The sequence below is a fragment of the Achromobacter sp. T5-5 genome (assembly GCF_055397965.1).
Genome location: NZ_AP027919.1, coordinates 3970306 through 3982744 on the forward strand (window position 1 = coordinate 3970306; position 12439 = coordinate 3982744).

Annotated in this window: 11 protein-coding genes; 5 read left to right on the top strand and 6 right to left on the bottom strand. The window is 68.0% G+C overall.

All coding sequences use genetic code 11. The features are described from left to right. From ACZ50Q_RS18025 to cadR, 5 genes are all read right to left on the bottom strand, one after another. Nucleotides 1-1353, bottom strand: coding sequence for a dihydrolipoamide acetyltransferase family protein (locus tag ACZ50Q_RS18025; protein ID WP_464079159.1), 1353 nt, complete (start codon nt 1351-1353; stop codon nt 1-3). Nucleotide 1354: 1 nt separating this feature from the next. Continuing rightward, entirely contained in the window at nt 1355-2398 is a 1044-nt protein-coding gene (locus tag ACZ50Q_RS18030) for an alpha-ketoacid dehydrogenase subunit beta (protein ID WP_092581782.1), read from the bottom strand. A gap of 2 nt (nt 2399-2400) precedes the next feature. Further along, nucleotides 2401-3633: a 3-methyl-2-oxobutanoate dehydrogenase (2-methylpropanoyl-transferring) subunit alpha gene (locus tag ACZ50Q_RS18035; RefSeq protein WP_076521429.1), complete on the bottom strand. Its 1233-nt coding sequence runs from the start codon at nt 3631-3633 to the stop codon at nt 2401-2403. A 199-nt stretch (nt 3634-3832) separates the two neighbouring features. Then, nucleotides 3833-4426 carry a nitroreductase family protein gene (locus ACZ50Q_RS18040; protein ID WP_464079160.1) on the bottom strand — a complete coding sequence of 198 codons (594 nt, stop codon included), beginning with the start codon at nt 4424-4426 and terminating at the stop codon, nt 3833-3835. A 104-nt stretch (nt 4427-4530) separates the two neighbouring features. Next, the gene (cadR, locus tag ACZ50Q_RS18045) at nt 4531-4965 is read right to left on the bottom strand and encodes a Cd(II)/Pb(II)-responsive transcriptional regulator (protein ID WP_076521431.1); all 435 of its coding nucleotides are present in this window, start codon (nt 4963-4965) and stop codon (nt 4531-4533) included. Nucleotides 4966-5062: 97 nt separating this feature from the next. Here cadR and ACZ50Q_RS18050 point away from each other — a divergent pair, with 97 nt between their 5' ends. The 5 genes from ACZ50Q_RS18050 to ACZ50Q_RS18070 all read left to right on the top strand — a co-directional run bounded on the left by ACZ50Q_RS18050 (nt 5063) and on the right by ACZ50Q_RS18070 (nt 11698). Next, complete coding sequence (locus tag ACZ50Q_RS18050) at nt 5063-7486, top strand: heavy metal translocating P-type ATPase (RefSeq protein WP_464079161.1); 2424 nt, start codon at nt 5063-5065, stop codon at nt 7484-7486. Nucleotides 7487-7552: 66 nt separating this feature from the next. Continuing rightward, nucleotides 7553-8452, top strand: a complete 900-nt coding sequence (locus ACZ50Q_RS18055; RefSeq protein ID WP_464079162.1) for a helix-turn-helix domain-containing protein — start codon at nt 7553-7555, stop codon at nt 8450-8452. 168 nt (nt 8453-8620) lie between these two features. After that, nucleotides 8621-10306, top strand: coding sequence for a thiamine pyrophosphate-binding protein (locus ACZ50Q_RS18060; protein WP_464079163.1), 1686 nt, complete (start codon nt 8621-8623; stop codon nt 10304-10306). Nucleotides 10307-10356: 50 nt separating this feature from the next. Then, nucleotides 10357-11346 (top strand): Bug family tripartite tricarboxylate transporter substrate binding protein, encoded by a 990-nt coding sequence (locus ACZ50Q_RS18065; protein WP_464079164.1) that lies wholly within the window; start codon nt 10357-10359, stop codon nt 11344-11346. 34 nt (nt 11347-11380) lie between these two features. After that, on the top strand, nt 11381-11698 hold the full coding sequence (locus ACZ50Q_RS18070; protein ID WP_092581775.1) for an NIPSNAP family protein: 318 nt from the start codon (nt 11381-11383) through the stop codon (nt 11696-11698). A gap of 14 nt (nt 11699-11712) precedes the next feature. Here ACZ50Q_RS18070 and speG read toward each other — a convergent pair whose 3' ends face one another. Next, nucleotides 11713-12297 (bottom strand): spermidine N1-acetyltransferase, encoded by a 585-nt coding sequence (speG, locus tag ACZ50Q_RS18075; protein WP_464082011.1) that lies wholly within the window; start codon nt 12295-12297, stop codon nt 11713-11715. Nucleotides 12298-12439 lie beyond the last annotated feature (142 nt).

A 12439-nucleotide genomic window follows, 5' to 3' on the forward strand; every position in this document is an offset into this window, starting at 1 on the left:
TTACTCCACGAAAAGCAGCGCGGGTTGTTCCAGCAGCGCGCGCACGGCCTGGATGAAGCGCGCCGCGTCCATGCCGTCCACCACGCGGTGGTCGAAGGACGAAGACAGATTCATCAGCTTGCGCGCCACCACGGCGCCATTGCGGAAGGCGGGCCGCTCGACGATGCGGTTCACGCCTACGATGCCGACCTCGGGATGGTTGATCACCGGCGTGGTGACGATGCCGCCCAGGGGGCCCAGGCTGGTGATGGTGATGGTCGAACCGGACAGCTCGTCGCGCCCGGCGGATCCGCTGCGCACCGCCTGCGCCAGCCGCCCGATCTCGGCCGCCATGGACCAGACGTCGCGCGCCTCGGCGTGACGCATCACCGGCACCATCAGGCCGCCGTCGCTCTGCGTGGCGATGCCGATGTGCACCGCGCCGTAGCGCGTCACCACGCCAGCCTCGTCGTCGTAGCGCGCGTTGATCTGCGGAAAATCACGCAGCGCCACCACCATGGCCCGGGCCAGCAGCGGCAGCAGCGTGAGCTTGCCGCGCGACTCGCCCCACTTGGCGTTGAGCTGCACGCGCAGGTCTTCCAGTTCGGTCACGTCGATTTCCTCGACGTAGCTGAAATGCGGGATGCGGCGCTTGGACTCTGCCATCTTCTGCGCGATTTTCCGGCGCAGCCCGATGACGGGCACGGCGTCTTCATCGTTGCGTTCGGCATAGGCCGAGCCGGCGCGGGCGTTGCTGGCCGAGCCCTGCCCTTGCAGCCAGGCGTCCAGGTCTTCGTGCAGGATGCGCCCGGCCGGGCCGCTGCCCTGCACAAAGCGCAGTTCCACGCCCAGGTCCCACGCGCGCTTGCGCACGGCGGGCGAAGCCAGCGGCTTTTCGCCCGGCTGGCGGGACGCGGCGGGCGCGCCGCCCGACTGGCGCGAGGCCGGCGTCCGGGACGGCGCCGACGCTGCGGCCGGCTGCGGCGCGGATACCGCCGGTGCGGCCTTTTCGGATGGCGCCTTCTCAGAACCTGCCTTTTCAGGCGCCGCCGTTTCGGGCGCCGCCTTTTCAGCCGCCTTTCCGGGCGCGGCCGGCGCGGGCGCAGCCGCCCCGGCCTTCACATTGCCCTCGCCCTCGACCTCCAGGCGGATCAGCTCTCCGCCCACCGCCATGACCTGGCCGACGTCGCCGCCCAGCGAAATCACCTTGCCAACCACCGGCGACGGAATCTCGACCGTGGCCTTGTCGGTCATCACGTCGGCCAGCGGCTGGTCCTCGGCGACGGTGTCGCCCACCTTGACGTGCCAGCCCACCAGTTCGACTTCCGCGATGCCTTCGCCGATGTCGGGCATCTTGATGATATGAATCCCCATGTCATGCCTCCATCGCGCGTTTGAACGCTTCGCCGACCCGGCGCGGGCCGGGGAAGTACGCCCATTCCTGCGCATGCGGATACGGCGTGTCCCAGCCGGTCACGCGCTCGACGGGCGCCTCCAGATGATGGAAGCAGTGTTCCTGCACCAGGGCGATCAGCTCCGCCCCGAAGCCGCAGGTGCGGGTGGCCTCGTGGACCACCACGCAGCGCCCCGTCTTCTTCACGGAGTTGACGATGGCGTCCAGATCCAGCGGCCACAGGCTGCGCAGGTCGATGACCTCGGCGTCGATGCCGGTCTCTTCGGCCGCGGTCAGCGACACGTGCACCGTGGTGCCGTAGGTCAGCACCGTCAGTTCCGACCCTGGCCGCACGATGGCGGCCGATTCCAGCGGCACGGTGTAGTAGCCGGTGGGCACGACGCTGCCCGGCCGGCCCGTCCAGGGCGTGACGGGCCGGTCATGGTGCCCGTCGAACGGCCCGTTGTAGAGCCGCTTGGGCTCCAGGAAGATCACCGGGTCGTCGTTTTCGATGGCGGCGATCAAGAGGCCCTTCGCGTCGTACGGGTTGGACGGCATCACCGTGCGCAGCCCGCAGACCTGCGTGAACATCGCCTCGGGGCTCTGGCTGTGCGTCTGCCCGCCGTAGATGCCGCCGCCGCAAGGCATGCGAATCGTCATGGGCGCGATGAATTCGCCCACCGAGCGGTAGCGCAGGCGCGCCGCCTCGGACACGATCTGGTCGGAAGCCGGATAGAAGTAGTCGGCGAACTGGATCTCGCACACGGGGCGCAAGCCATACGCGCCCATGCCGACCGCCACGCCGACGATGCCGCCTTCGGAAATGGGCGTGTCGAACACGCGCGAGCTGCCGTACTTGGCCTGCAGGCCCTCGGTGCAGCGGAACACGCCGCCGAAGTAGCCGACGTCCTGCCCGAACACCACCACGTTGTTGTCGCGCTCCAGCATTACATCCATGGCCGAGCGCAATGCCTGGATCATGGTCATCGGCGCCGAGGCCGGACCAGCGTTGTTATCGATTGCCATGGTCAGACTCCGAGCTGCTGGCGCTGCCGGCGCAGGTGCTCCGGCATGTCCTTGTAGACGTCTTCAAAAATGCTGGCGGCGCTGGGGACGTGACCGTCCACCAGGGTGCCGTAGCTCTCTGCTTCCTTCTGGGCCGCCAGGATCTCGGCGTCGAGCTCGGCGCGGACCGCGTCGTGCTCGGCGTCGGACCAGATGCCCAACAGGATGAGGTGTTTCTTGAAGCGCTCGATGGGATCGCCCAGCGGGAAGTGGCTCCAGTCATCGCCGGGGCGGTACTTGGAGGGGTCGTCCGACGTGGAGTGCGGGCCGGCGCGGTAGGTCACCCATTCGATCAGCGTCGGACCGAGGTTGCGGCGGGCGCGCTCGGCGGCCCAGCGCGAGGCGGAATAGACCGCCAGGAAATCGTTGCCGTCCACCCGCAGCGACGCAATGCCGCAGCCCACGCCACGGCCCGCGAAGGTCGCGCCCTCGCCGCCGGCGATTGCCTGGAAGGTGGAAATGGCCCACTGGTTGTTGACGACGTTCAGGATGACCGGCGCGCGGTAGACGTGCGCGAAGGTCAGCGCGGTATGGAAATCGGCTTCGGCGGTGGCGCCGTCGCCGATCCAGGCGGATGCGATGCGGGTATCGCCCTTGATGGCCGAGGCCATGGCCCAGCCCACCGCCTGGATGAACTGCGTGGCCAGATTGCCCGAAATCGTGAAAAAGCCGTTTTCGCGGTCGGAATACATGACCGGAAGCTGGCGGCCCTTGAGCGGGTCGCGCTCGTTGGACATGAGCTGGCACATCATGGTGACCAGCGACACGTCGCGCGACAGCAGGATGCTTTGCTGGCGATAGGTGGGAAAGCACATGTCCCCCTTCTCCAGCGCCATCGCGTGGGCGGTGCCGATGGCTTCCTCGCCCAGGCTCTGCATGTAGAACGAAATCTTCTTCTTGCGCTGCGCGGTCAGCATGCGCCCGTCGAAGATGCGCGTCTTGAGCATCGCCCGCATGCCGGCGCGCAGCATCTCGTGGCTGATCTCGGGCGCCCAGGGCCCGACCGCGCGGCCGTCGTCGTCGATCACCCGGACCAGGCTGTACGCCAGGGGGCCGGTGTCAACGGCGGCAACATCAATGGGGGGTTTGGGCACCTCGCCGGGCGGCGAAAGATGCAGATAGGAAAAGTCTGTCTTGCAACCCGGTCGCCCTGTCGGCTCGGGGACGTGCAACTTCAGCGGCCCATATTGGCTCATGTATTGTCTCCACGCTTGATCGTGTCATGCGTTTTCTTCCTACCAAGGCGTTGCCAGAGGCGTGTGACCTCGGACGCTGCCGTCGTCGGCCGTTGCCCGGGGATACTTGGGCGCGGCCGTTGACGAGAGTAGCACAGGGGACAGGGCGGATGAGCGGGCCCGGCGGGCTGGCGGGCCCTTGTGGCACTACGGGTTTTCCTTAGGCGGCGCCGGTCCACTCCGTGACGAATTCACGGTAGTCCGGGCGCTTGGCGGGCGGGACCGCGCACGCAGGCGTGCCCACGGCCAAAAAGCCCAGGAAGCGGTAATCCAGCGAGTCAAAGCCCAACGCGTTCTGCACGTCTTCGACGTACGTGCCCACGCCCGTGCTCCAGAAGGCGCCGTAGCCCAGCATGTGCACCGCGTTCAGGATGTTCATCACCGAGCAACCGGTGGCCAGCAGCTGCTCCTGCTCGGGGATCTTGGTGTTGTCGTGGGCGATCTTCTGCGCCACGCCGATAAACAGCGGCACATCGGCCATCCACGCCCGCACCGATTTTTCCTTTTCCGGCGTCATGCGCGGATCGCCGCTGCGCTTAACGGCCTCCAGCGCCACGTCCGCCAGCTTGCCGATGGCCTCGCCCTGGATCACGACGAAGCGCCACGGGCGCAGGGCGCCGTGGTCGGGCGCCGACATGGCGGCCTGCAGGATCTGCTGGAGTTCGTCGGGCTTGGGCGCGGGCGCGCGCAGGAACTTGGTGGAGCGGCGCGTGGTCAGGGCGTGGATCGGGGCGGCGGTCTGGTTTTCGGTCATTGATTCGTGCGCAAATGGGAAAGAAACAGATTCTCATATTAAGCGATGAGGCCGGCCGGGGCGGCCATCCCCCGGCCTGCAGCAAGGATATCGACGCCGCGCCCTCACCCCAGGTGCGTATGCCGCTCCTGCCGCTCTTCGACCTGCATTTCGCTCAGGCCGTGCAGGATGCCGCAATCGTCCGTGTCGGGCCGCGCGGAGACGCAGCGCTGGCGCAATTCGGTCAACTGGGCTTTCAACTGCATCAGTTCGGAGATGCGCGCATCGACGTGCGAGATGTGCGCGTCGAACAGTTCATTGATGGGGCCGCATCCGGTCCGGTGGTTGTCGGCCACGGACAGGATGGCGCGGATTTCGTCCTGCGTCATGTCCAGCGCCCGGCAATTGCGGATCAGCCGCAGGCGCTCCAGGTGCGTCTGGCCGTAGCTGCGGTAATTGTTCAGTCCCCGCTCCGGCGCGGGCAGCAGCCCTTCCTTTTCGTAGTACCTGACGGTTTCGACCGTGGTGCCGGCCGCCGTGGCCAATTCTCCGATACGCATGGCTGCCTCCCGGATCAAATCCGATGGTTGGGGGTTGACCCTATAGTAACTCCAAGGTGTGGAATTGCGTCACCAGCTTATTTGAAGGGTCAAGCAGATGTCTTTACCGCCGGTCAAACAACGCGAACATCAGCCCGCCGAGCGCGGTGGCGCCTGCTGCGGCGGCCCCGCGCGCGAAGCGAAGGCGTGCGAAGCGCAGCGCCGCGCGGACGGCCCTGCGCCCGACCACGACCACGACCACGGCCATGATCATGGCCACGCCGGCTGCGGCGGCGGACAACGCCACGACCCGGCGCCTGACGCCGGGCACCGCCACGCGCATGCCGACGCGCCGTGCTGCGGCCACGACCATCCCCCCGCCAGCCTGGACGCCGCCGACCCCGCCCCCAGCGCCCTGTCGGCCGGCCCCGGCCAGCGGCTGGCGCGCCTGCGCATCGGCCAGATGGACTGCCCCACCGAGGAAACGCTGATCCGCAAAAAGCTGGCCGGCGTGGACGGGGTGCATGCGCTGGACTTCAACCTGATGCAGCGCGTGCTGACGGTGGTCCACGCCGACGGCGCGCTGGACCGCATCGTCACCGCCATCAAGTCGCTCGACATGACGCCCGAGCCGCTGGCCGACGGCGCGGCGCCCTCCCCCGCGCCCGCCGCCAAGGCGGTGAACTGGTGGCTGATCGGCAGCGCAGGCGTGCTGGCCGCGCTGTCCGAGTTCTCGCACTTCGCCGGCGGCCCCCTGCTGCTGACCGCGGCGCTGGCCGTGGCGGCCATCCTGGCATGCGGTGTCAGCACCTACCGCAAGGGCTGGATCGCCGTGCGCAACGGCAACCTGAACATCAACGCCCTCATGAGCATCGCCGTCACCGGCGCGGTCCTGATCGGCCAATGGCCCGAGGCCGCCATGGTGATGTTCCTGTTCAACGTGGCCGAGCTGATCGAAGCGCGGTCGCTGGACCGGGCGCGCAACGCCGTGCGCGGCCTGCTGGACCTCGCCCCCGAAACCGCCACGGTGCGACAGCCCGACGGCAATTGGACCGAGGTGCCCGCCGCCTCCCTGCAACCGGGCGACATCGTGCGCGTGCGCCCCGGCGAGCGCATCGCGGCGGACGGCATCATCGTCAGCGGCAGCTCGGCCGTGGACCAGTCCCCCATCACCGGCGAAAGCCTGCCGGTCGAAAAGGCCCAGGACGACCCCGTCTTCGCCGCCACCGTCAACGCGGCCGGCTCCTTCGACTATCGCGTGACCGCCGCGGCGGGCAACACCACGCTGGCGCGCATCATCCACGCCGTGGAGCAGGCGCAGGGCGCGCGCGCGCCGACCCAGCGCTTCATCGACCGCTTCTCGCGCGTCTACACGCCCGCCGTGGTCGCCGTCGCGCTGGCGGTGGCGGTGCTGCCGCCGCTGCTGTGGGCACAGCCCTGGTTCGACGCCATCTACCGCGCGCTGGCGCTGCTGATCATCGCCTGCCCGTGCGCCCTGGTGATCTCCACGCCCGTCAGCATCGTCAGCGGCCTGACCGCGGCCTCGCGCCGCGGCATCCTGGTCAAGGGCGGCGTGTATCTCGAAGAAGGCCGCAACCTGAAATGGCTGGCGCTGGACAAGACCGGCACGCTGACGCATGGCAAGCCGGTGCAGACCGACATCCAGGACTGGGAGGCCGCCGAACCGGGCCGCCCCCCCGCCGCCCTGGTCGCGGCCAGCCTGGCCGCCCGGTCGGATCACCCCGTGTCGCTCGCGGTGGCCACCGCCGCGCGCGAGGCTGGCAGCGCGCTGCGGGACGTGGACGCCTTCACCGCCCTGCCCGGCCGCGGCGTCAGCGCGCGGCTCGACGGCGTGACGTACCAGTTGGGCAACCGCCGCCTGATGCGCGAACTGGGCGTGTCCAGCGACCGGCTGGAAGCCCGCCTGGATGAACTGGAAAGCCAGGGCAAGAGCGCCATCGCGCTGACCGATGGCCGCCGCGTGCTGGCGCTGGCCGCCGTGGCCGACACGGTCAAGCCCACCAGCGCCCAGGCCATCGCGGACCTGCACGGACTGGGCGTGCGCACGCTGATGCTGACCGGCGACAACACCCCGACCGCGCAGGCCATCGCGCGCCAGGTCGGCATCGACGAAGCGCGCGGCGACCAGTTGCCCGAAGACAAGCTGGCCGCCATCGAAAGCAAGCTGGCCCCGGACATCCGCGTCGGCATGGTGGGCGACGGCATCAACGACGCGCCCGCGCTGGCCCGTGCCGACATCGGCTTTGCCATGGGCGCGGCCGGCACCGGCACGGCGATCGAGACCGCCGACGTTGCCCTCATGGACGACGACCTGCGCAAGATCGGCACCTTCCTGCGCCTGTCGCGCGCCACGCATCGCGTGCTGGTCCAGAACATCGCGCTGGCCCTGGGCATCAAGGCGGTATTCCTGGCCCTGGCGGTGACCGGGCACGCGACGCTGTGGATGGCGGTGTTTGCGGACGTGGGCGCCAGTCTGCTGGTGGTGGCCAACGGCCTGCGGCTGCTGCGCGCCGCGCGGTGACCTCGGAGATTGCCTATATGATGGCGAAAAACAGAGCCGCCCCGCGCGCCGTCAAGGAGACTCCGCTTGTCCGCAGGTACGCATTCGCCCTCCCCGGAGACGTTTCCCACCTTTGAATCGTCCGATTTCTCGGGAGAGGGTTCCTTCTACTTCGATCTCGTGCGCCTGCAGGACCACGACGACATCCCGCGCGGCTTTCTGCACCGGCACCGCTATTACCACCTGCTCTGGATGACCCATGCGCATGGCTCGCACATGCTGGACTTCGAACAGCACGAGGTGCGCGACCATTCGGTGTTCTTCCTGTCGCCCGGCCAGATCCACGCCTGGACGTCGTCGGTCAAGCCGAGCGGCTACGTCATGAACATCAGCACGGAGTTCTTCGCGCAGATGTTTCCGCGCGCGGACGACATCGCCAAGTTTCCGTTCTTTCACCTGGCGGGCGGCTCGCCGGTCATTTACCTGACCCGCGACCAGCACGACGCCATGCTGCCGCTGCTGGGCGAGATCGAACGCGAAACCCGCGACCGCCAGACGGGGCGCTTCGACGTGGTGCGCTCCTACCTGCTGATCCTCCTGACGCAGCTTCGCCGCCTGTACCCGGCCGACGAACGGGAGACCGCCGCCGGCCCCAGCTATTCGCTGGCCAAGCGGTTCACCATGCTGATCGAAGAGCACTACCTGGACTTCACCGCCATCCGCCAGTACGCCGATGCCCTGTGCGTCAGCGAACGCCAGCTCAACGACGCCGTCAAGCGCAACGTGGGGCGCACCGCCAGCCGGCTCGTCCAGGAACGCATCGCGCTGGAAGCCAAGCGGCTCCTGTGCAATACCGATCTGAGCATCGCCGAGATCGGATTCCAGCTGAACATCGAAGACCCCGCGTACTTCGCCCGCTTCTTCAAAAAGCATACCGGCTGCCCGCCGGGCGACTTTCGCAAGAAGTACTACCGCCCCGTCGAATGACGTCCTCGTCGGCGGCCACGCTGCCGGCCACCCCGGGCCGGGCCGCAAAAAAGTGCAAAACAAGCTCTGATCTGTCCTAACGCGCCCCGGCCGGGGCTGCGTACAGTTCATCCAGACTCAACCCGCCGCGCTGCGGCCTGATTGAAACGGCGATGAACTGAAACGGCGATGAACGACACTTCAACTTTGATGACGGGCGGCCAGCATGTGGTGCGGGCCTTGCTGGAACACGGCGTGGATACGGTTTTCGGTGTCCCCGGCGAAAGCTACCTGGACGTATTGGACGCCCTGTACACGGCGGGCGACCGGATCCGCCTGGTGTCCTGCCGCCATGAAGGCGCGGCCGCCTTCATGGCCGAGGCGCACGGCAAACTGACCGGCCGCCCGGGCATCTGCATGGTCACGCGCGGCCCCGGCGCCACCAACGCCAGCATCGGCGTGCAGACCGCGTTCCAGGACTCCACGCCGCTCATCGTGCTGGTCGGGCAGGTCGGCAGCGACATGGTCGAGCGCGAGGCGTTCCAGGAGATCGACTACCGCCGCATGTTCGGCCAGTTCACCAAGTGGGTGGCGCAGATCGACAGCCCCGCGCGCGTCACCGAATACATGAACCGCGCGTTTTCCGTCGCGACCTCCGGCCGCCCCGGCCCGGTCGTCCTGGCGCTGCCCGAGGACATGCTGACCGACGTGGCCCCGGCCCTGCCCTGCGGGTCGATCCAGGTGCCGCAGGCCTACCCGGCGCCCGAGGCGCTGGCCGACATGCGCGCGCTGCTGGCCGGCGCGCAGCGCCCCCTCATGATCGTGGGCGGCTCCGGGTGGACCGACGCGGGGCTGGCGAACCTGACCCGCTTTGCCACCCTGAACGGTCTGCCGGTGGCGGCCTCGTTCCGCCGCCAGGACCTGTTCGACAACCGCCACGCGCAGTACGTGGGCGAAGTCGGCATCGGCGTGAACCCGGCACTGGCCGAGGCGGTGCGCAGCGCCGACGTCATCCTGGCCGTGGGCGCGCGGCTGGGAGAGATGGTGACGGGCGGCTACACGCTGCTGCAATCGCCGGTGCCCTCCCAGACGCTGATCCATGTGCTGGCCAGCGCGGAAGAACTGGGCCGCGTCTACCAGCCGGCGCTCAAGATCCAGTCGGGCATGGACGCCTTCGCCCGCATGTCCGCGGAACTGGAGCCCCTGGATGCGGCGCCCTGGCGCGGCTGGGCGAGCGGCCTGCGCGACAACTACCTGCGCTACACGGAACCGCCCGCCTCGACGGCGCGGCTGGACCCCGCGCGCGTCATGCTGACGCTGCGCGACACGCTGGAACCCAACGCGATCCTGACCAATGGCGCGGGCAACTACAGCGCCTGGGCGCATCGCTACTACCGCTTCAGCCAGCCCCGCACCCAGCTTGCGCCCACCAGCGGCGCCATGGGTTACGGCGTGCCGGCGGCCATTGCGGCCAAGCTGCGCCACCCCGACCGCCAGGTGATCTGCCTGGCCGGCGACGGCTGCTTCCTGATGACCTCGCAGGAACTGGCCACCGTGAAACAGCATCGGCTGGGAATCGTATTCGTTGTGTTCAACAACGGCATGTACGGCACGATCCGCATGCACCAGGAGATCCATTACCCCGGCCGCACCATCGGCACGGACCTGTGCAACCCCGATTTCGTGGCGTACGCGCAGTCGTTCGGCCTGACCGCCGAACGCGTGGCCAGCCATGAGGACTTCGCCCCGGCCCTGGCGCGTGCGCTGGACAGCGGCTCCCCTTATCTCATCGAACTCAGTCTGGACCCCGAGGTGATCACGCCCCGGGCCACCCTGACGAGCCTGCGCGACAAGGCGCGCGCCGCCAGGACCTGACGCACGCCGGTCCGGCACCCCCATAAAAAAATCCAACACTGGAGAGAGACATGACGAATTCCCTGACCCGCGCGCGGCGCCTCGCCGGCGCCGCCATGCTGGCCGCCGCCTCGCTGGGCGCGGTGGCCACGCCCGCCGCGGCGGATTACCCCGACCGCCCCCTGCGCATCATCGTGCCCTTCGCGGCCGGCGGCGCCACCGACGTGATCGCACGCACCGTCGCGCAATCCATGTCCACCCGCCTGGGGCAGCCCGTGGTGGTGGAAAACAAGGCGGGCGCCAACGGCAATATCGGCGCCGTCATGGCCGCGCGCGCCGAGCCCGACGGCTACACCTTGCTGATGGCCACCTCCAGCCATGCCATCAACGCCACGCTTTACCACAAGCTGGACTACAACCTGACGCGCGACTTCGCGGGCCTGTCCAACCTGGCGTCGGTGCCCCTGCTGCTGGTGGTGAACCCCTCGGTGCCGGCCAAGACGCCGCAGGAGCTGGCCGCCTACGCCAAGGCCAACGGCAACCGCGTCAACTATGCGTCCGGCGGCACCGGCACCGCGTCGCACCTGGCCGGCGCGCAATTCAATTCGCTGGCGGACGCGCAGATGACGCACGTGCCGTACAAGGGCGGCGCGCAGGCGCTCAATGACCTGATGGGCGGCCAGGTGCAGATCATGTTCGCCAACCTGCCCGAAGTGCTGTCGCAGGTGCAGGCGGGCCGCCTCACGCCCATCGCCGTCACCGGCACGCAGCGCCACGCCGCCCTGCCCGACGTGCCCGCGTTTTCCGAAACGCCCTACACGGCCATGAACGCGCGCTCCTGGTTTGGCCTGTTCGTCCCCGCGGCCACGCCCGCGCCGGTGGTCGAAAAGTTGTCCAAGGCCATCACCGACGGCGTCGCGGACCCCGCGGTGCAGGACAAGCTCAAGGGCCTGGGCGCCGATCCCGTGGGCGACGGCCATGCCGCCTTCCAGCAATACGTGAACAACGAAGTCAAACGCTGGAGCGCGCTGGTCAAGCAGTCCGGCGCCACGGCCGACTAGCAGGCTTTTACGCAACATTCATCGAGGATGCACCATGCTTTACGACGTACGTACCTACACTTGCCGCGCCGGCACCATCAAGAAGCACCTGGCGCTCTACGCCGAGCACGGCTACGAGGTGCAGAGCCGCCATCTGGGCAAGCCGCTCGCCTACATGCAGACCGAGACGGGCAACGTCAACACCTACATGCACATCTGGGTCTATGACAGCGCCGCCGACCGCGAAGCCAAGCGCCAGGCGTTGCAGAAGGACCCGGACTGGGCCACCTACCTGACCAAGAGCGCGGACGCCGGATACCTGATCAGCCAGGAAAACCGCCTGATGACGCCCACGGCGTTCTTCAAGCCCTGAGCGGGCGGCGGGCGTCAGCCCGCCTGCTCTTCCTGCGGCCAGTCGCGCAGCACGGGCGCATCCGGCGCGCCCGGCCCGACGTCGCGCAAATGCTCGTGCTGCAGCAGCGCCATCCGGTAGGCGTCGCGGTACGCGCCGTTGGAAAAGAACTCTTCCTTCAGCAGGCCTTCGATCTGGAAACCGCAGCGCTCGTAGACGTGCACGGCCGCGGTATTGTCCTTGTCGACCACCAGATACACCTTGTGCAGGTTCAGCACGCGAAACGCATAGCCCACGGCAATGCGGGTCGCGGCCTTGGCGTAGCCCCTGCCCTGGTAGCTGGGCGCGATGATGATCTGGAATTCGGCGCGGCGGTGGATGTAATCGATCTCCACCAGTTCGACCAGCCCCGCGGGCTGCCCGGTGTCGTGCTCGATGATGAAGCGCCGCTCGTTCTGGTCATGCAGATGGCGGTCGTACAGGGCGACCAGTTCGTCATAGGCCTCGTAGGGCTCTTCGAACCAGTAGCGCATGATGACGTCGTTATTGTTGATCTTGTGCACGAAGTGCAGGTCGCCGCGCTCGAGGGGGCGAATCTTGATATCGGATGTGACCGACATGATGACCTCGGTATGGCCGCTGATGTAGGGCATTCTATGCCAATCGGCCTGCCGCGCACGGTCTCGCCGGTAAGCACACAAGTATCTATAGGAAATACTTAAGAACCTTTATAAAATCCCTGGGTTCCTATCTGAGCGGGCG